Source organism: Anaeroplasma sp., assembly GCF_034179385.1.
Classification (GTDB): domain Bacteria; phylum Bacillota_I; class Bacilli_A; order Acholeplasmatales; family Anaeroplasmataceae; genus Anaeroplasma.
Genome location: NZ_JAXFPY010000067.1, coordinates 36,646 through 55,980, shown reverse-complemented (window position 1 = coordinate 55,980; position 19,335 = coordinate 36,646). Strand labels below are relative to the sequence as shown.

Annotated in this window: 15 protein-coding genes, 1 tRNA gene and 1 riboswitch; all 16 genes read right to left on the bottom strand. The window is 34.7% G+C overall.

Annotation, left to right across the window (positions count from 1 at the left end; all coding sequences use genetic code 11):
• A partial coding sequence (locus SPJ17_RS04465; protein WP_321093073.1) for a hypothetical protein occupies positions 1-3,801 on the bottom strand: 3,801 nt, incomplete at its 3' end.
• 50 nt (positions 3,802-3,851) lie between these two features.
• Positions 3,852-3,931, bottom strand: a riboswitch (cyclic di-GMP riboswitch).
• Between the two features lie 238 nt (positions 3,932-4,169).
• Entirely contained in the window at positions 4,170-5,024 is an 855-nt protein-coding gene (locus SPJ17_RS04460) for a diacylglycerol kinase family protein (protein ID WP_321093071.1), read from the bottom strand.
• Complete coding sequence (locus tag SPJ17_RS04455) at positions 5,024-5,788, bottom strand: TrkA family potassium uptake protein (RefSeq protein ID WP_321093070.1); 765 nt, start codon at positions 5,786-5,788, stop codon at positions 5,024-5,026. Before SPJ17_RS04455 ends, SPJ17_RS04460 begins: the two co-directional genes overlap by 1 nt.
• The gene (locus tag SPJ17_RS04450) at positions 5,785-7,137 is read right to left on the bottom strand and encodes a potassium transporter TrkG (protein ID WP_321093068.1); all 1,353 of its coding nucleotides are present in this window, start codon (positions 7,135-7,137) and stop codon (positions 5,785-5,787) included. The genes SPJ17_RS04455 and SPJ17_RS04450 overlap by 4 nt, the downstream gene beginning before the upstream one ends.
• 128 nt (positions 7,138-7,265) lie before the next feature.
• A complete protein-coding gene (locus tag SPJ17_RS04445; RefSeq protein WP_321093066.1) occupies positions 7,266-8,156 on the bottom strand; it encodes a DegV family protein in 891 nt (296 codons plus the stop codon).
• 189 nt (positions 8,157-8,345) lie between these two features.
• Entirely contained in the window at positions 8,346-8,873 is a 528-nt protein-coding gene (locus SPJ17_RS04440; protein WP_321093065.1) for a hypothetical protein, read from the bottom strand.
• Positions 8,863-9,390 (bottom strand): NUDIX domain-containing protein, encoded by a 528-nt coding sequence (locus tag SPJ17_RS04435; protein ID WP_321093064.1) that lies wholly within the window; start codon positions 9,388-9,390, stop codon positions 8,863-8,865. The genes SPJ17_RS04440 and SPJ17_RS04435 overlap by 11 nt, the downstream gene beginning before the upstream one ends.
• On the bottom strand, positions 9,387-11,129 hold the full coding sequence (locus SPJ17_RS04430) for an ABC-F family ATP-binding cassette domain-containing protein (protein WP_321093062.1): 1,743 nt from the start codon (positions 11,127-11,129) through the stop codon (positions 9,387-9,389). The genes SPJ17_RS04435 and SPJ17_RS04430 overlap by 4 nt, the downstream gene beginning before the upstream one ends.
• A 524-nt stretch (positions 11,130-11,653) precedes the next feature.
• A tRNA-Leu gene (locus tag SPJ17_RS04425) sits at positions 11,654-11,737 on the bottom strand.
• An 82-nt stretch (positions 11,738-11,819) separates the two neighbouring features.
• Positions 11,820-13,109, bottom strand: a complete 1,290-nt coding sequence (gene mtaB, locus SPJ17_RS04420; protein WP_321093061.1) for a tRNA (N(6)-L-threonylcarbamoyladenosine(37)-C(2))-methylthiotransferase MtaB — start codon at positions 13,107-13,109, stop codon at positions 11,820-11,822.
• Positions 13,106-13,843, bottom strand: coding sequence for an RsmE family RNA methyltransferase (locus tag SPJ17_RS04415; protein WP_321093059.1), 738 nt, complete (start codon positions 13,841-13,843; stop codon positions 13,106-13,108). The genes mtaB and SPJ17_RS04415 overlap by 4 nt, the downstream gene beginning before the upstream one ends.
• A 2-nt stretch (positions 13,844-13,845) precedes the next feature.
• Complete coding sequence (locus tag SPJ17_RS04410; protein WP_321093057.1) at positions 13,846-14,496, bottom strand: hypothetical protein; 651 nt, start codon at positions 14,494-14,496, stop codon at positions 13,846-13,848.
• Between the two features lie 96 nt (positions 14,497-14,592).
• Positions 14,593-15,705 carry a molecular chaperone DnaJ gene (dnaJ, locus tag SPJ17_RS04405; protein ID WP_321093056.1) on the bottom strand — a complete coding sequence of 371 codons (1,113 nt, stop codon included), beginning with the start codon at positions 15,703-15,705 and terminating at the stop codon, positions 14,593-14,595.
• Between the two features lie 68 nt (positions 15,706-15,773).
• Positions 15,774-17,600 carry a molecular chaperone DnaK gene (dnaK, locus tag SPJ17_RS04400; protein ID WP_321093055.1) on the bottom strand — a complete coding sequence of 609 codons (1,827 nt, stop codon included), beginning with the start codon at positions 17,598-17,600 and terminating at the stop codon, positions 15,774-15,776.
• Between the two features lie 20 nt (positions 17,601-17,620).
• Entirely contained in the window at positions 17,621-18,298 is a 678-nt protein-coding gene (locus SPJ17_RS04395) for a nucleotide exchange factor GrpE (RefSeq protein WP_321093054.1), read from the bottom strand.
• Between the two features lie 2 nt (positions 18,299-18,300).
• On the bottom strand, positions 18,301-19,320 hold the full coding sequence (gene hrcA / locus SPJ17_RS04390) for a heat-inducible transcriptional repressor HrcA (protein ID WP_321093053.1): 1,020 nt from the start codon (positions 19,318-19,320) through the stop codon (positions 18,301-18,303).
• Positions 19,321-19,335 lie beyond the last annotated feature (15 nt).

Sequence of the window (19,335 nt, the reverse complement as noted above, 5' to 3'; positions counted from 1 at the left end):
CCATGTACCATTAGAATAATCATAATCATGACCTAAGGCAGCGATTTGAGCATTCTTTGTTTGAGTAGCAAAACTAGAATCACTAAATGTAGCTGTATAAGTCATTACTCCTGTATTCGTACAGGTTGGAGCTGTTGTGATTTCTGATGTTATATTTGCCTCTTCTATAATCTTATGACTTGCATCATTTTGACATACTCTTGTTGCAGTACAGCTTGAATTATCACTTGTCCATACATAGCTTGGGTAGCTATAGCTATGGCCTAGCTTTTCAACTTTCTCTTCGTGAGTCTTGGTATAATCAATACCATCTACAGTAACCTTTGCCGTATAGGTTCTAATACCATCCTCTAGGCAGGTTGCATCCTTAGTTATTTCGTTTGTGATTGTAGCCTGTAGAGTTGTCTTATGGGTTGGATCATTCTTACATGTTGCCTCTAGGGTTACATAATAATTGTTATGCCAATTCCATGTACCATTTGAATAATCATAATCATGACCTAAGGCTTCCATTTGAACAGTCTTGGTTTGAGTAGTAAACCTAGAATCACTAAATGTAGCAGTATAGGTCATTGTACCTGTATTCGTACAGGTTGGAGCTGTTGTGATTTCTGATGTTATATTTGCCTCTTCTATAATCTTATGGCTTGCATCATTTTGACAAACGAGTGTTGCAGTGCAGTTTGAATTATCACTAGACCACACATAAGTTGCATCACCATAAGTATGACCAATGCTTGGTACGCTTAAGGATTCTAAAGTAACTTCATTATGATTTGTATCATAAATAGCGCCACAATCATCACAAATATAATAAGCATTATGACCATTATTCTCACAGGTTGGTGCTAAAGCATCAACAAGATTTAGCTTGTGAGAAATATTTAATGCTAACGTTGTTGCACTAAAGCCATCTAAATCAACGATAATCTTTGTAGCATTATCACTACAGTGTAGGGTTACTCCATTGGTTTTAGATACTGTAATTACACCATCTTCTCTTTCATAAACACTAGAATCAAGTGAATTAAAATCATTAAATGCGACATCCTTAGTCGTTTCATCATTATAGATAATCGTTACAATTAGATTCGATAAATCTAGGCTATCGAATGCAGTATAGTTTAAATTTAAAGATTGCTTAATAGATAAGCCTATAATACATTTTGGTAGAACCTTAACTGTAACTGCAGCGGATGCATAAGAAAGGAAAGTTTCCTTATAACGGAAATAATAATTTCCAACAGCTACATTTTCCATAGTTGTTCTGGTAACATCCATCCAATTTAAACCATCTGTAGAATATTCCATAGCTGTAGTAAGCCCTGTAATTCTACCAGAATCTACTCCCATAGTGGATTGCATAGATGATTGAATGGTAGTTGGAGCATCTGCTTTAGATTTTAACTTATAGAAATATACATTCGATGCAGCAGGTGATCTTTTTGGGGTTGTATCAGTAATGTCCAAATAATATGTTCTCCAACCACTTGAATACCTTATAGTTGCCGCAGAATTCGTAAATGCTACTGTTAAGTTTTGTGCTGTTGTAGAAAGAACTTTACTTGATAGACTTATATAATAATTTTCTGAATGAATTCTATAATTCGTATTATTTTGGGTTACAGTCCATAGCATTGCATCACTTGGATCAACTTCAATATAGCTTGCACCAGATAGAGTCTTTACTGTCACATTTTGAAAGGATCCTGCATTGCTTCCGCTAACTAACGCATTTGCACTACCTGCACTACTGCTACTTACAATTAAATAGCTTGCACCATCTTCAATAGAATCTGTAAGCACATAGGTTTTAACTCCAGACCCTACTGGAGTTTCCGTAACATAGCCTACACTATCCTCTGTCTTTTTGTTATTAAACTTAGGTACAACAAAGAAATAATATGTTGTTTCATTTGATAAACCACTTACGGTAATATTGGTACTTGTTGTTTCTTGATAATAGGTAGTTGATGATGAATTAAAATCATTAACTAATCCATAATATACCTCATAGTTTGAAATCGTATTTGTTAAGTTATAGGAGTTAGAATACGTATTCGACCATGATAAATTCCAACTTAAATCTACACTCTTATCGGCAGCTATACAATCTAAGGACATACAAATTGGCTGTAATACAATATCATATGCATTTTTAGATGCATCCCATGAATTTTGCATGATATCACTTGAGGAGGATGTATCAATGGTATAAGGATTTTCTGTTGAGATGATGGTAAGCTCCTTGCTATCCTCGTTTACAAGTGTCCACACAACAGTTTCATTTTCCTTATTTGCCTTTTGAGTTGCAGAAAGTGTAATATCTGTTGTCCCCTCAGTATCAACAATATAGGAATCTCCATATACTGTACCACCACTAACCTGGAAGTCTTGGTTTACGAAAACTGTAACTGTTACAATTCTTTCGCTATCCTTCATTGCCATACCACCACCAATGGTCGTTGGAGCTATGGTTGTGCTTGAGCAAGAATCTCCTGTATTATAGGTAATATCAGATAAATTGGAATGATCAAATTCAACCTTTACTGGTGTTAGGCTTGAATTGCCAGATATTGCCATAGAATCGGATGCAATTGGAGCATAGGTAACTCCATTTTCATCCTTAACTAAAGCAACCTGATTATAGGTTAGAGTACCCTGTGAGCCATCTTCATTAATTAAGGATCCTGTCTTTGTTGCTGCAAATACAGAATCATCCTCACTTGCCTTATAGCAGGAATCCTCAACCTTAATTGCATTCGCAAGAGCTGCTGTCTTACCTGTTACTGTGCCATATACACAGCCCTCAAGCGTTACAGAACCAGAAGAATATTCATAGGCATCCTGTTCTTCTACTGTATCGCTAGAAAGATATACATTGTCTAATAAAATTGAGTTTGTACAAACTAGGGTAGAATCATTATTACCAATACCACCACCAGAAAATGTACCATTCGTTGTTGCATTACCTGCAACAGTTGAATTAATTACATATAAATTACCATTCTTACAGTTATTGATACCTCCACCAATTTCCTTTGAGGTATTATTTGCAATCGTGGAATTGTAAATATACATATAAGCATTTGTGCCATTCCCCTTGTTGTTACCCGTGTTTTCTCCACCGCCACCACCATAGGATAAGCTTCTATTTTCAGAAACGGAACAATTATCTAATATAAATGTACCTTGCTGATTTTGGAATCCAGCACCATATTCAGCAACATTTCTTGTAATTGATGAATTGGTAAGTACAATTTTACCTCCAACGGTATTTCTTATACCACCACCATGAGTGGATGCTGAACCTGAATTAGAGATTTGTGATTTATCGATATAAAGCGTGGAATTATTTGAGGTTGCACTATCGCTTGCACCATTAACGATAGCACTATTTCTTCCACCCTTAATGATACAGTTGTTAATATGTACTGTTGCATTTTTTGCAATATAGAATAGTGTGTAATTGGATGCATTGCTATTGATTACACCCTGATCGGTTGTACCTGTAACTAAAGCACGAATGGTCTTTCTTACCCCATCGTCATCTAAATCACCATCTAAGGTTGTACCATTTGTTAATGTAATCGATGCTGTAACAATAATTTCATCATACTCTGGTGCTTCAAGTGCACTCTTTAATTCTGCTTCTGTAGATACTTCCTTTGATAAACCATATACACGAGTAAAAGGATTTGAGAATAAAGAAAAGACAAGCACAAAAAGGGCAACCAATACTGCAACTACAGATAAAACTTTGGTTACCCATTTTCTAGTTGTCCTTTCTCTTGTACTCATAAATCTCACTCCTACGTTTTTGAAGAATAAAAGCCAGTCCCCCCAATATAATCGGTAACTGGCTAGCCATCTCCCTATGGCCCCTTTAGCTTTGCGTCGCTAGATTACTCTAGTTTTGCCTTTATTACTTTTTCTATACTTGTGTTTTCATAAATATTCTATATTTATGTATATCACAAAATAAAAACGTTTTCAATATCTTAAAAATGAAAATAATCTCTAAATTTATTGTCTGTTTTTTGAATAGGTACAATAACATAAATATTGTTTATGTAACAGATAAAGCCTTCGTTATAATACGAATAATAATAGAAATCAATGCAAAAATATTGTGATGCTTCCCAACCCAAAAGAAAAGAAAATCACAACTAAATTATGATTTCCTTTTGTTCTCCTGTAATAATTTTTATTGCATTATTAAGCTTATTTATTGTTGCATGGCTTGTAATATATCTTTCTCCATCCAGAGTAAAGCATATGTTTTTTCCATCTATTTTTATATCCTTACCTATAATTTCATTAGAATGTCTTTTGGCTTTAGATAGTAAAAAGAAAAGGAATTTAAACGTATCTATAAATCTATTTTTGGATAGGATGTATTTCAAATGAATCGAATCATCATTTATAGCTTCTATAGGGTATCCTGCCATGTATTTATTATCAATAATAAATGCTTGTGATATTTTTAAATTAATTCCATTTATGTTTACATCTGTCGCTTTTGATTTAAAGAAATCCTTTATACAAGCAAAATAATAGGCAAGCCTTCCCAGTTCCTTCTTTTTATCTGCTCTATAGGATACAGAAGTATATCGACCTATAGCTAGTCCATATAGGAAATACGTATCATTTACATGGTATGCATTCCTTTCTATGGAATTTCCTTTTATAATGATTTTTACGCATTTTTTAAGGTTTTTAGGTATTTTATAGCACTTTGCTACATCATTCATCGTTCCTCTTGGAATGATGGCTAAAGTAGGATTTTTCTTGCTATTTAGAATGCCTATTATAGCCTCATGTATGGTGCCATCTCCACCTGAGGCAATGATTAAATCATAATCCTTCGCATGAATAGATACATATTCTTTAATAGAGCCTCTTCCTAAAGTTTCAAAAATGTCTGTGGTGTATTCCACAGACAATTCTTTTTTTATATAATCGATTTCTTTTGTCTTAAGCCTTTTTCTACTGTTAGGATTATGTACTAAAAGAGCTCGCATTATTTCTTTTTTGTCTCCTTAGCATTCGCTTTAGGCTTAGCTTGAGCCTTTTTTTCAGGGGCAGGCTTCTTTTCTTCTACCTTTGGCTTTGACTTAACATTTAAGAATTGCTCAAACTTAGAATAATTATCCTTAGTACCCACAACAACTAAAATGTCTCCTGGAACAATTAAATCCATAGGCTTAGGAATTGCAAATTTATCATTTTTAATGACACCAACAATATTTACATCAAATAATACACGAACATTCATATCGATAATGCTCTTAGGCTCAAAGCCCTCACCAACAGAGATCTTTACCATTGTGTAATCCTCTGATAGCTGATAATAATCCAAAATGGAATCGGACATGATTTGGTTTGCTAAGGAAAGTGCTGTTGCCTCTTCAGGAATGATTACCTCTGTTGCTCCAAGCATTCTATAAACCTCTTTATGTCCTTCTTCGTCTGCACGAACCGTAATCTTTTTTACACCGAAGTTCTTTAAATTTAAAACGGTTAAAATAGATGCCTGTAAATTGTTACCAATCGCAACTACCGCATGGTCAATTTGATTTGCTCCAAGCTCCTTTAAGGCATTTGCCTTTGTGGAGTCTGCAACAAGGCAATGTGGGACAAACGGAGCAACCTTAGTTACGGATTCCTCATCAATATCAATAGCTAAAACATCTGCATCCATATTTGCTAACATCTTGGCAATATTTGCACCAAAACGACCAAGACCTATAATCATAAATGATTTCTTTTGTTGTATCTTTCTCATCCTATAATCACATTCTCCTCTACATATTTTATCTCTTCTTTTGAAGCACCAAGCCAATTCTTATTCACTACACCAATGATAGTTAATGGGCCAAGTCTACCAAAGAACATAATAAAGCATAATATAATTCTACTTGCAGCATTTAAGCTTGTAGTAATACCCATAGATAATCCTGTTGTTGAGAATGCACTCGCAACCTCAAATAGGATTTCTTGCATACCATACGTATCTGTTGTACCTGCTAAGGTTCTATCTGTCTGTACAATACTTACTGAGAAGGCACCTAAGAATACAATAAGTACACACATACCAATTAAAACAAACGCTTTAAATATTTGCTCATTGGATATTTTTCTTCCGAAGGCTCTAGCACTTTTACCTCTTGCATAGAACACAATCGCAATTAAAACGACGGCTAAAGTTGTCGTTTTAACACCACCACCAGTACCACAAGGGGATGCACCAATAAGCATTAAAACAACATACATTAAATAAGCACCTGGATAATCCTTTAAATTCGCTAAATTGTAGGTTGTAAAGCCTGCAGTTCTACAGGTTACTGACCCGAAAAGTGCCTGAAGCCATGTAAAATCTGGATCTCTTAGTGTTACTTTAATGAGTAATGCACCACCGAAGATTAAGAATAATGTCGTAACAATAGCTAGCTTAGAATGAAGAGAGAGCCTCTTCCATTTAAATCTCTTTTTAAAGATATCATCTATTACAACAAATCCACAAGATCCAATGATAATCATAGATATTGTTGTCATATTTACTAAAATATCATCCTTAAATCGGATTAAGGAATCCTCACCTAAATCGCCAAAAATATCAAATCCTGCATTATTAAATGCGGATGCAGAATGGAATAAGGATACTCCTAATGCATCCCACCAATTATCAAAATAATGTGTGAAGGAAAACATATTAATTCCAGCACATATAATTTGAACAGAAAAGGATATAATAACAATTTTTCTGACGAGCGGTATTAAACCAGATACAGAGTGTTGGTTTAATGCCTCTCTAAGTAAAAATCTATTGGAAACTCCAATTTTAGCACCAATCATCGTATAGAAAAATATAGCGATTGTAATGAAGGATAATCCTCCTATTTCCATAAGTATTACCATAACGATTTTTCCATAAATCGTAAAATTTGTAACACTATTTGTAGCAAGACCTGTAACACATACAGCACTGGTTGCCATAAATAGAGAATCCACAAATCCAATGGAATGATAGTCCTTTGTTGTAAATGGCATAACTAAAAGAATTGTTCCAACGATAATAATACTTAAAAAGCTTACAATGATTATAATGTAGGGATGAATCTTTTTGTTTTTCATATCCAACACCTCAACTTATGTTGTATTATACTATATTTTTTATATGTAAACAAGAAAAAGCCATTTTTATCATTGATTACGAAAAATATATTTTGAAAAAAAGAGCCAAATCATTTGGCTCAATTTTGTTATTCTTCAAGTTCTGGAATAGCCTTAGATATCGCCATCGCAAGTGCTCCTGTACCAATATGGCAAGAAACAGATAAGGAAAGTGGGCAGCAATCGATATGCCTATTAGGGAAAACCTCTTCTATTTCTTTAATAAATTCTAATACAGGGCCCTTATCCGTACCTGTATAGGCAACCTCTAAATATACATTATCGGTTCTACCATCTAAATCCTTTAAAAAACCATTGATGGATGCTTCACAAGCAGAAATCATAATCTTCTTTGCATTATTCAAATCGCGATTTCTCATTCTATATTTATCTAGCTTTTCACCCTTAATTGTTAAAATAGGCTTAAGCTTTAATAAGCCACCTAAGGCTGCAGCTGCAGGAGTGATTCTTCCACCCTTCTTTAAATAATAAAGAGTATCTAATGTAATATAAATATCTGAATTAAATTTTTCTCTTTCTAAGATCTCTTTAATCTCTTTTCCACTATAGCCCTTCTTTGCAAGATTAATGGCATCTAGGGTATGCTGACGCTGTGTTACAGAAATTCTTTGATCATCGACAACGAATACCTTATCCTTATACATTGCCTCAGCACTAACTAAAGCACTTTGGCAGGAATTGGATAATCCGCTAGACATAGGGATATAGACTACCTCATCATAGGATTCAAGTGCCTCATCCCATACAGAATTTACAAACCCAATGGAAGGCTGCGAAGTAGATACATTCGCCTCTCCTTTTAATTTTTCATAAAATTGTTCTTGTGTTAATGTTATATCCTCTAAATATTCCTCACCATCTATCATAAATGGCATAGGAACAACTCGAATTCCTAATTCCTTTGCTTCCTTCTGTGTGATTCCACTATTCGAATCTGTAATAATTGCTACTTTTGCCATAAAAGCCTCCTTATGTCAGAAACTGACAAACTCTCCATATCGGTTGTAGTATATCAACAAATGTAAAGCTTGTCAAACATTTTTTTATGTCATAATGTGATATAATTCAAGTTTTAAGAAACAAAAATATGAAAACTTGAGTAATAATGATATATCCTTATCTTTATTTGAAAGAGAAAAAGAGAGGCATTAATCTGCCTCTTCTGCTTCATTATCATTTCTTTTAATTTTGCCAAACACAATTAATAATAAATATAATCCACTATACATTGCAAGTAATATACCAAAGGCTACAATTGCAACTTGGAATATAACATGAGATATATTTAAAACTAATGCCAATCCTAAAAGAATATAGGGAACCTCATGTAAAAATCGCATTTTATGGTTTTTAGCTAACAGGATACGAATGAAAGATAAAAGGATTAGAAATACACCAAAAATAATAGAAATAATCATCTCATGGTTGATGATGAATACTATTCCTAAAAGAATAAATATAAGAGATGTGATAAACATATATATAAATCTTTTATTATATTTCATTTCCTTAAAGGAAAATAATAAAGGATATATGTTCACAAGTATGATAACAATACCAACAGAAATACAAATGGCATGAAGGAAATAATCATAATATAGGATACCAATGAGTGCTAAGGTAATGCCTAACACCATCCCTATAACTCCAAAGTATAAATTTCTTTTATTGTTCATTCTTCATCACCTTTATTTGCTCTATTATTTTTTCAATATTTGGCGATATTCTAGCTTTTTGAACCTGGGTTATTAGGCTCCCCTTCCAAATTTCTTTAAATTCTTCTTCCTTAAACCAATAATAAGCATCTGTTTCTCCCTTTTGTAAAACAATAGAATCTGCCTCAATATCTAAAATGGCAAGAAAGGTATGAGCTATTGCATGATCCGATATAAAGGTTTTAAAAAGTGAGATTCTATTTGGGCGTATACCAGTTTCCTCCATCAATTCTCTTTTTATGGATTCAAGGGGTTCTTCTCCATGCTGCATACAGCCAACAGTTACCTCTAAATGTCCTGCCATATAGGGCTTATCCTTACTTCTTTTTGTCATCAAAAAGGAATCATTTCTTAAGTTATAACAAACACATTCTACAATTCCAAAATAATACCCTTCAGGTATATGATTTGGACGTTCTATTAATAAATCACATGGTTTTAGGTTTTTATCATAAACCTGATAATATTCATGCATCATATCTTATAGGACTCCTTTATTTCTAGCAATTCAAAATAACGTTCCATTAAAGAATCATATTCCATAGATAAATTATCCTTTTCTAAAGATAATTCCATTAGCTTTTTATAATCCGTTTGGCATTCTTCTAATTCTTTTTCTATTTCACGGATTCTTTCTTCAATTTTAGGCATTCTACCCTCAGCCTCTTCAAGCTCACGACGAAGTGCGCTTGGCATACGGTTTGCCTTAGGCTTTTCCTTTTTGATAGCCTCTTCCTTTATCGTATTCGAATCATTCTTTGATAGATATTCGCTAAAGGATAATAAGGATTCTTCAATATAGCCATTTTTGAAAATAAATAGCTTATTACATATTTTATCTAGGAAATATCTATCGTGAGATACAACTAAAATAGGTCCTTTAAAATCCATTAAATAATTCTCTAATATTTCTAAGGTATATAAATCTAAATCATTCGTAGGTTCATCAAATAATAATACATTCGGGTTGTCGATTAGAACCTTTACAAGCTGTAATCTTCTTTTTTCTCCACCCGATAGCATCTTAACCTTAGTGTATTGTAAATCCCTAGAAAACAAGAAATTTTCAAGTAGGGTTTCTGCATCCATCTTACCCTCTAGGGTATCGATGATATTCTTTGTGTCCTTAATATAATCAATAACTCTAATTTCTGGATCAATCAATTCTAAATTCTGAGAAAAATAGCCTATTCTTAGGGTTTCACCCTTAATAAGCTCTCCACTAGATAATTGATCAAGCCCCATTAAAATACGGAATAAGGTGGATTTTCCTGCGCCATTATCACCTACGACTCCAATGATATCATCCTTAGCTAAATCAAAACTAAAATCTTGGAATAATATATGATCATTAAAGGCTTTAGAGGCATGCTTCATAGAAATAAGCTTTTTACCAAGCCTTGTTTCAATGCTTTTAAATTCCATAGATTTTTGTTCATTAAATTCAATTTCACTTAAAGCCTTAAAGCGTTCGATTCTAGCCTTATTTTTCGTTCTTCTTGCCTCTACTCCTCTTCCCATCCATTCTTTTTCGGATTTTAGGATTTGCTTTAGGTGCTTACTAGCCTTTTCCTCTTCTTCAAGTCTTTCAGCCTTTAAGGCTAAGAAGGAATCGTAATTCGCATCATATAAATAGATTTTACCAAAATCTAATTCCATCATTTTATTACAAACCCTTTGCAAGAAATATCTATCGTGGGTTACCATGAATAAGCCTTTTTTCCATTTGATTAAATATTTTTCTAGCCATAAAATAAGTTCATTATCTAAATGGTTTGTAGGCTCATCTAATATTAAAATATCACATGGAGTTACTAATACCTTAGCTAGGGCCAGTCTTTTTCTTTGGCCACCAGAAAAATGCTTGGTTGTAACACTTAAATCACTAAAACCCATCTTTGTCAAAATGCTTTTGGCTTCATATTCTATAACAGGGTATTCCTTAGTGGATTCCTCCATTACAATGGATAATAAATCCTTATTTTCATCAAATATAGGATCTTGCATCAAATAATTTATTCTCATTCCACCAGAAATGATAATAGCCCCTGAATTCGGCTTTTCATAACCCATAATAAGCTTTAGCATTGTGGTTTTTCCTGTACCATTAACACCAACAATACCAACCTTGTCTAAATCTGTAATAGAAAAGGAAGCATGGTCTAATATTTTTCTTTCGATATATTTAAATGAAACATCATCAAACGTAATATTCATAAGTGCCTCCCTTTTGTCTGTAATGAATTATAGCACAACTATAGATTGAACAAAAGTGAATAAAAATTTACTTTTGTTCTAACCGTGCCATCATTCTTAACACCGAAAAAGATCGTTCCTTCTCCAAACTTGTTTAGCATACCACAAACAGATTTCATAGCATTATTTGCTTTTCCGGAACTCTTTTTAAATTCTACATTTTCATTTTCTCTTTTTAACCTCTTGGCACCTCTTTCTACATTGTTATTATATCAAAAAAGCTTAATCTTTGTCACCAATTTTGCCACCAATTTTGTCACCAATTAATACATTTTCTTAATTTCAATATTAAAATTTAACACATTCCGAATCTCACCATTTGTTTTATTTTGTTGTCGAGACCAAGGTGAGAAAAACAACTTTGATACACTATTATGTTCAATCTTTTTACTTTGCACTGACCAGAATTTAGAAAAAAGAGCATTTTCACCACTAAAAAAGAAAAAAACTTTGATATTTAGCATATCAAAGTTGTTGTTTTCATATGGTGCCGGCGACAGGACTTGAACCTGCACGCTCGTCGCAATAGATTCTAAGTCTATCATGTCTGCCAATTTCATCACGCCGGCACGTTAATACTCTTGCAGTTCAAACTGCAATAAGTATTATACATAATGGTAAATCCTTTGTCAATAAGAAAAAAATTAATTTTTAAAGTATTTCTCCGTAGATTTTACCATTTTCTATTTTTGTGATTTTTACATTATAAAGCTTACCTATTTTATCTAAATCCTTAGGCATAAATACCTGTAAGAAATTAGAGGTATGTCCCATCATCATTCCTCCTAGAGTTTCCTGTTCTGGAATAATATCTAGGATACTTCCAATGAATTTCTTAGCGTATTCCTCCTCTAGATGATTCGATAATTCGATTAGTCTTTTCGCTCTATCCTTTTTCTCGCTATCCTTGATTTGAGGCATTAAGGATGCCTTAGTGCCCTTTCTCATAGAATAGGGGAAAACATGAAGCTTAGATAAGCCTAAATCCTTACATAGATTATAGGTTTCCATGAATTCAGCGTCCCCTTCATAAGGGAATCCTACAATGACATCGGTTGTAATAGAAATATCTGGTCTAGCACTTCTTAGGGCTTTTACCTTATCTATATATGCCCCTACATCATATTTTCTTTCCATTTTCGATAGGATTACATCACTTCCTGATTGAAGTGGTAAATGCAAGTGATTTGCAATGACCTTATGTCCCTTCATAAGAGCAATGAATTCATCATCTACCTCATTCATTTCAATAGAGGATACTCTTAGTCTTTTAAGCTTTGGTACCTCATCCAATATTCTTTTAACAAGTCCTGAAAAATTAACATCATGATCCTTGTATCTTCCTGTATGGATTCCGGATAAAACAACCTCTAAATAGCCCTCATTCGTAATTCTTTTTAATTCCTCTATTACCTCATCTATAGGCTTACATCTTACTCTTCCTCTAGCAAAAGGAATTATACAATAGGTACAATAGTTTTCACAGCCATCCTCAATTTTAACGAAGGCTCTAGTGTGATCATAGCTTGTTACACCAAGCTTTTCATACTCTGTTGTCTCTAAAATATTTAGAATATCGATTCTTTTTTCTTTTCTTTTTCCACTAATCATAGAATCAATAGTATCTACTACAGATTTCTTATTCCCATTACCGATGAGAATATCGATTCCATCAATTTCCTTTACCTCATCATTGGTTTGGGCATAACAGCCCATAACACAAATGATGGCAGAGGGATTCATTTTTATACATTTATGAATCATTTTACGGCTTTTAGAATCTGCTGTATTCGTTACACTACAGGTATTGATAATAAAGCAATCACAATCGCTATCTGCCTCACCTACTATATACCCTCTATCCGTAAGCTCGCATTTTAGCGCATTGCTTTCATAAATGTTCACTTTGCAGCCTAAGGTTATAAAGCCTACCTTTTTCATTTTTTTAGCTCCATTTCATAACTGATTGCAGATAATATATAAAATACTGCTGTTTCTGTTCTTAATATTCTTGGACCTAAGGCACAAGGAATAAAGCCCTTAGCCTTTAGGTATTCCAATTCCGCATCATCAATTCCACCCTCAGGACCAATGACGCATGCGACTCTCATATTCTCACTTAAATTGGATATAATGTTCTTAAATGCCTTTAATTCGCCATTTTTTGCAGATTCCTCATAACATACAATTTTTACATCAAAAGACGAAAAATCGATAGTTTTTAGATGAGGTATGGAAGGTATTTCTGGAATACTATCTCTATAGGATTGTTCTGCGGCCTCTTTGGCTATTTTTCTAAAGCGTAGAAGCTTAGAATGAATCTTTTTTTCTTCAAGCTTTACTATGCTTCGCCTCATAAATGTAGGAACAATTTCTTTCGCACCAAGCTCAGTTCCATGCTTGATAATTTCTTCCATTTTATCGCCCTTAGGATAGCCTTGAAATATAGATACAAAAACCGGCAACTCTGTATTACCGGCTTTTTCTTCTAATATTTCAAAAGTAACCTCATCCTTAGTAACGGTATTAATTTTTGCATAATAGGTTTTATTAGAATCACTTACCATTATCTTCTCCCCACCCTTAAAGCGTAGGACTGTTTGAATTTGGTATGCATCATCGCCTAAAATAACTCTACTTGATAAATTTTCTTTTGTGATGAAGTATTTTTGCATAATTATTGTTCTTTATACTTTCTATATTTCATTTCCATTAGGAATAATAATGGTAATCCTAAAACATCAGCTGTAATAAAGCCACATGCATAGAAACAAGAGAAATATACAGCCTGAGCAAAGCTTTGATCTACCATTGTAAAGAAAGCCATAGCCCAAATAACAAGGCCGATGGCAGCAAAGGCTAAATAAACTGCATAAGCTGTAATACGTAGGGCAGGTACGAATACGCTAATATTATGCTTTGCAGCCTTTAATACCATTTGATATGTTTCCTCATCCATTGCCTCAGTTACAATACAATCATATGCATATGGTGCCATATTCTTTTTTTCATCTACATCACCCTTGTTATTTTCAACAAGAGGGCAAATGAATACTAATTCCATAGTTTCATTATTCTGATATAGGTTATATAAGCCTTTAAACTTTCTTTTCATTTCAATTCTTGTGTATTTTGAGAAATCAATTACAGGCTCCTCTACTTGATTAAAGCAACCAGCGTTAACCAAATGGATAGCCTTCTCTGCAAGCTCTCGATTATTTTCAGCTAATAATAGCTTTTCATATTCCTTAAGTTCTTTTTGATTATCAGGAATTAAATTTTCTTCCTGTTCAACCTCTTCTAATCCTTCAAATTGATTTTGTTCCATAACAAATACCTCCAAAAGTAAACTATTGTAATTTTATCATTATTCCAACGTCAATTCAAGCATAAGAGAAAAGACCTGATGAAATCAGGCCATATCTTATTTAAATAAGCTCTTAAATTTTTCCCAAGGAGATTTCTTTTCCTTTTTTTCGCACATTTGTAGCTGAGAAATAATATCTGCCTCTTCCTTAGATAGGCTCGTTGGAACTACGACATTACAAATGACGTATTGGTCACCTCTTGAGGATCCACCCTTAGGGTTTTTGGTACCTCTACCTCTAAGACGAAGCTTTGTGCCTGGCTGAGTTCCCTGAGGAATCTTTAAAGAAACATTACCATCGACGGTTGGAACCTCGATAGTATCACCTAAGGCTGCTTGGCTGAAGGATAGTGGAATTTCAAGATAGATATCTTGGCCATCACGCTTAAATTGTGGATGCTCAGCCGCAAAAATCTTGATATATAAATCGCCATTAGGGCCACCATTAAAGCCAGCCTCACCTGCACCTGCCACACGAATGGTCATACCAGATAGGATACCTGCTGGAATGTTTACATCGACCTCTTTTGTTCTTCTTACTCTACCCTTACCATTACAATCTGGACACTTCTTTGTGATGATCTTACCCTTTCCGTTACAGTCTGGGCACTGAGCCTCTACATTGGTGTAGCCGAATATTGTCTGTTGACGCATAATAACTCGACCACGTCCACCACACTTAGGACATGTTTTTACATCGTTTTTCGATTCGGCACCAGATCCACCACAGCTCATACATTCATCATCTACTGTGATACGGATTCTCTTTTTACAGCCGAAAACTGCCTCCTCGAAGGTAATATTCATTTGTTTTTCTACATCCGCACCCTGGTGAGGTCCACTTGAGGTTCTTCCTCCACCACCAAAGAAGGAATTAATAATATCCTCAAATCCACCAAAGCCAGCACCACCAAAGCCAGATGCGCCTGCACCACCGAATCCAGCAGTAGGATCATCAAAGCCATATTGATCATATCTTGCACGCTTTTGTGGATCGGATAAAGTCTCATATGCCTCATTGATTTCCTTAAATTTTTCCTCAGCACCTGGTTCCTTATTTAAATCTGGATGATATTTCTTAGCCAAGGAACGATATGCTTTTTTTATTTCATCATCTGAGGCTCCCTTTTGCAATCCTAAAACCTCATAGTAGTCACGCTTAGCTGCCATAACTACACCTCCTATATCAAAGATAATTGAAGGGCAGAGTTGCCCTTCAAAATCTTAAACTCTATTTATTATTGTACATCCGAAAAATCAGCATCTACTGTTCCATCAGAGCCTGCGCCACCCTGGTTTCCACCATCGTTTGGAGTTCCCTGGCCCTGAGTCTCTTGATATGCCTTAATAGCGATATCCTGAGCTACCTTTTCAAGTTCTTCCTTCTTAGTACGTACTAAGTTTAGGTCATGGCTATCGATAGCCTTTTGTAATTCCTCACATAGGCTTTCTGCGTTAGCCTTTTCTGTAGGATCTACATTCTTAAGGTCATTTAGAGACTTCTTAGTCTGGAAGATTAGCTGATTAGCCTCATTTAATAGATCAGCCTCCTCCTTACGCTTCTTATCGGATTCAGCATTTTCCTCTGCTTCCTTAACCATACGTTCAATTTCAGCATCAGATAAGCCTGAACCAGACTGAATGGTAATCTTTTGTTCCTTACCAGTACCTAAATTCTTTGCAGATACATTAACGATACCGTTCGCATCGATATCGAACTTGACCTCAATCTGTGGAACTCCACGAGGTGCAGCTGGAATATCCGCTAGCTGGAATCTACCTAATGTCTTGTTATCCTGAGCCATAGGACGCTCACCCTGAAGTACATGGATATCAACCGCTGGCTGGTTATCTGCAGCTGTAGAGAATACCTGGCTCTTTGAGCAAGGAATTGTAGTGTTTCTTGGAATCATTACTGTAGATACACCACCTAAAGTTTCAATACCTAAGGATAATGGAGTAACATCTAGTAATAATACGTCCTTAACATCACCAGTTAATACACCACCTTGGATTGCGGCACCCATTGCTACAACCTCATCTGGGTTAACACTCTTATTAGGCTCCTTGCCTAATTCTCTCTTAACTAATTCCTGAACTGCAGGCATACGAGTTGAACCACCAACTAATAATACCTCATCTAGATCCTTTGGAGTTAGCTTAGCATCCTTTAATGCTCTTCTTACTGGTCCTAAACAGCGCTCAGTAAGTGGACGAGTTAAATCCTCAAACTTAGCTCTGGATAATGTTCTATTTAAATGTAATGGGCCGGATGTTGGAGACATAGAAATGAATGGTAATGAAATTTCAACAGAGGTTACACCAGATAGGTCCTTCTTTGCCTTTTCTGCTGCATCCTTTAATCTTTGAAGTGCCATCTTATCGTTAGATAGATCCACACCAGATTCCTTCTTGAATTCATCAACTAACCAATCCATAACCATCTTATCGTAATCATCACCACCAAGTACGTTATCACCTGCGGTTGCTAATACCTCAAATGTACCATCTGCTAAGGATAGGATAGATACATCGAATGTACCTCCACCTAAGTCGAATACTAATACAGTCTTTTCCTTATCCTGCTTATCAATACCATAAGCTAGGGCAGCTGCAGTTGGCTCATTGATGATACGAAGTACATCAAGACCTGCAATCTTACCTGCATCCTTAGTTGCCTGACGCTGTGCATCGTTGAAATATGCAGGAACTGTAATTACTGCCTTATCTACAGTCTCACCTAAGTAAGCCTCTGCAGTCTTCTTTAGATTCTGTAGAATCATTGCAGAAATTTCCTGTGGAGTATATTTCTTACCCTCAACATCTACACGGTAAGCATTATCTCCCATATGTCTTTTAATAGATGAAATTGTGTTAGGGTTTGTAATAGCCTGTCTCTTTGCTACATCACCAACCTGAATTTCACCATTCTTGAAAGCTACAACAGATGGAGTAGTACGTGCTCCCTCTGGATTTGTAATAACCTTTGCGTCCTGTCCTTCCATAACAGCAACACATGAATTTGTTGTACCTAAATCGATACCAATAACCTTATTTGATGCCATAATAATTCCCTCTTTCCTTATTAACTAACTAATTCTTCTTCAGAAGCTTTTGCTTCTACCTTTTCTTCTTTCTTTTTATTTACAATAACCATCGTAGGTCTTAGAACTCTATCCTTATACATATATCCTGCTTGCTTAATTGCTAAGACTTCATTTTCCTTTTTGTCTTCCTTAAAGTCTGTATCAACTACTTGCATAACCTTTGGATCGAATTCTTCACCAACGTTTGCTACAATTGGTGCTAATCCCTCAGCCTTTAGGATATCTACTAATTGGTTTGTAATCATCTGAAATCCAATAACATAATTTTGTATTTCAGGTGATGGAGCCGGCATATTTACAATCGTCTTAAGCATATCAATTGGATTGATTAATTCACCAACAACCTTTTGAGATGCATACTTACGATCCTTAATTGCTTCTTCCTTAATTCTCTTTTTGGTATTTTCAAGCTCCGCATAAGCCTTAAGATATTCATTCTTAAGGTTTTTGTAATCCTCTTCAAGCTTTTCTTTTTCAGCCTCAAGCTTTTGGATTTGCTCTTTATACTTGTCTTTCTTTTCTTTCTTTGATTCTTTTTTTACTTCCTCTTTTGATTCTTCTTTAGATTCATCTACAGATTCTTCTTTAGATTCATCTACAGATTCTTCTAAAGCTTCCTCTAAAGACTTTTCCTTAATCTCACTATCCAACATCATCACTACCTTTTATCTAATTTTTTCATACTGTTCGCTACATATTCAAGTAGTGGAATTGTAGCACGATAATTCATTCTTGTGGGACCTACGAATAGAATGGTTCCCGTTTCATTTTCATTAATCGAATATGGAATTGTTATAATGGAGCATTCCTCAAGTCCGTTACATAGATTCTCTGAGCCAATATGAATCTTAATGCCTTGAATTTCTTGTGTTGTGAAGCTCTTCATTACCTCACTATTAATTGCGGCAACAACCTTTTGAATGACCTCTCTATCTTGGAATTCAGGCTGACTGAATAGCTTAGATAATCCAGCATCATAGGTTTCGCCCTTTAAGAAATTTCCAAACGATTTAATCATAAAATTTAAGATATCATCTTGGAAATCTACCATTTGTCTTATTCTTGGCTTACAAGCCTCCTTTGATAAAACATCCCTAATTTCATAAATGCTTCTACCATACATTGCAGTATCAAACATAGAAATGATTCGCATCAAGTCATCCATTTTATATCCTTGTGGAATATAAATCTTACGGCTTTCAACATCACCTGTAGATGTAACAATGAGTAATACAGCCTCATTATTCGACTCAAGTGGAACAATTTCCATCTTTAAGACCCTCGCAAGCTCACTAGATGTACCAATGATTGCGGTATAATAACCAGTTAAATTACTTAAGAAGTTTGTAAGCTTCTTAATAGCTTCTGCCTTATCAATGGTCGTATTATCTAATATTTCATCTACATATTTAAAATATTCACTTACAACCTCATCCCTTATTACTAAATGATCTACATAATATCTATAGCCTATTTCCGATGGGATTCTACCTGAGGAGGTATGTGTCTTTTTTAAATATCCTGTTTCCTCTAAACGCTGCATTTCGTAACGAATGGTCGCACTAGAATATGTTAAATAAGGCTTTTCTGTTAAAACCTTAGATCCAACGGGCTCATTCGTTGTGACATACTCTTCAATTATTGCTTTTAAGATTAGCTTTTGCCTATCCGTTAACACAAGCATCACTCCTTT

Bases quoted from the DNA above. Each gene is read 5' to 3' on its own strand.
- SPJ17_RS04460 (WP_321093071.1), bottom strand. From the start codon at position 5,024: ATGCGAGCTCTTTTAGTACATAATCCTAACAGTAGAAAAAGGCTTAAG.
- SPJ17_RS04455 (WP_321093070.1), bottom strand. From the start codon at position 5,788: ATGAGAAAGATACAACAAAAGAAATCATTTATGATTATAGGTCTTGGT.
- SPJ17_RS04450 (WP_321093068.1), bottom strand. From the start codon at position 7,137: ATGAAAAACAAAAAGATTCATCCCTACATTATAATCATTGTAAGCTTT.
- SPJ17_RS04445 (WP_321093066.1), bottom strand. From the start codon at position 8,156: ATGGCAAAAGTAGCAATTATTACAGATTCGAATAGTGGAATCACACAG.
- SPJ17_RS04440 (WP_321093065.1), bottom strand. From the start codon at position 8,873: ATGAACAATAAAAGAAATTTATACTTTGGAGTTATAGGGATGGTGTTA.
- SPJ17_RS04435 (WP_321093064.1), bottom strand. From the start codon at position 9,390: ATGATGCATGAATATTATCAGGTTTATGATAAAAACCTAAAACCATGT.
- SPJ17_RS04430 (WP_321093062.1), bottom strand. From the start codon at position 11,129: ATGAATATTACGTTTGATGATGTTTCATTTAAATATATCGAAAGAAAA.
- mtaB (WP_321093061.1), bottom strand. From the start codon at position 13,109: ATGAAAAAGGTAGGCTTTATAACCTTAGGCTGCAAAGTGAACATTTAT.
- SPJ17_RS04415 (WP_321093059.1), bottom strand. From the start codon at position 13,843: ATGCAAAAATACTTCATCACAAAAGAAAATTTATCAAGTAGAGTTATT.
- SPJ17_RS04410 (WP_321093057.1), bottom strand. From the start codon at position 14,496: ATGGAACAAAATCAATTTGAAGGATTAGAAGAGGTTGAACAGGAAGAA.
- dnaJ (WP_321093056.1), bottom strand. From the start codon at position 15,705: ATGGCAGCTAAGCGTGACTACTATGAGGTTTTAGGATTGCAAAAGGGA.
- dnaK (WP_321093055.1), bottom strand. From the start codon at position 17,600: ATGGCATCAAATAAGGTTATTGGTATCGATTTAGGTACAACAAATTCA.
- SPJ17_RS04395 (WP_321093054.1), bottom strand. From the start codon at position 18,298: ATGATGTTGGATAGTGAGATTAAGGAAAAGTCTTTAGAGGAAGCTTTA.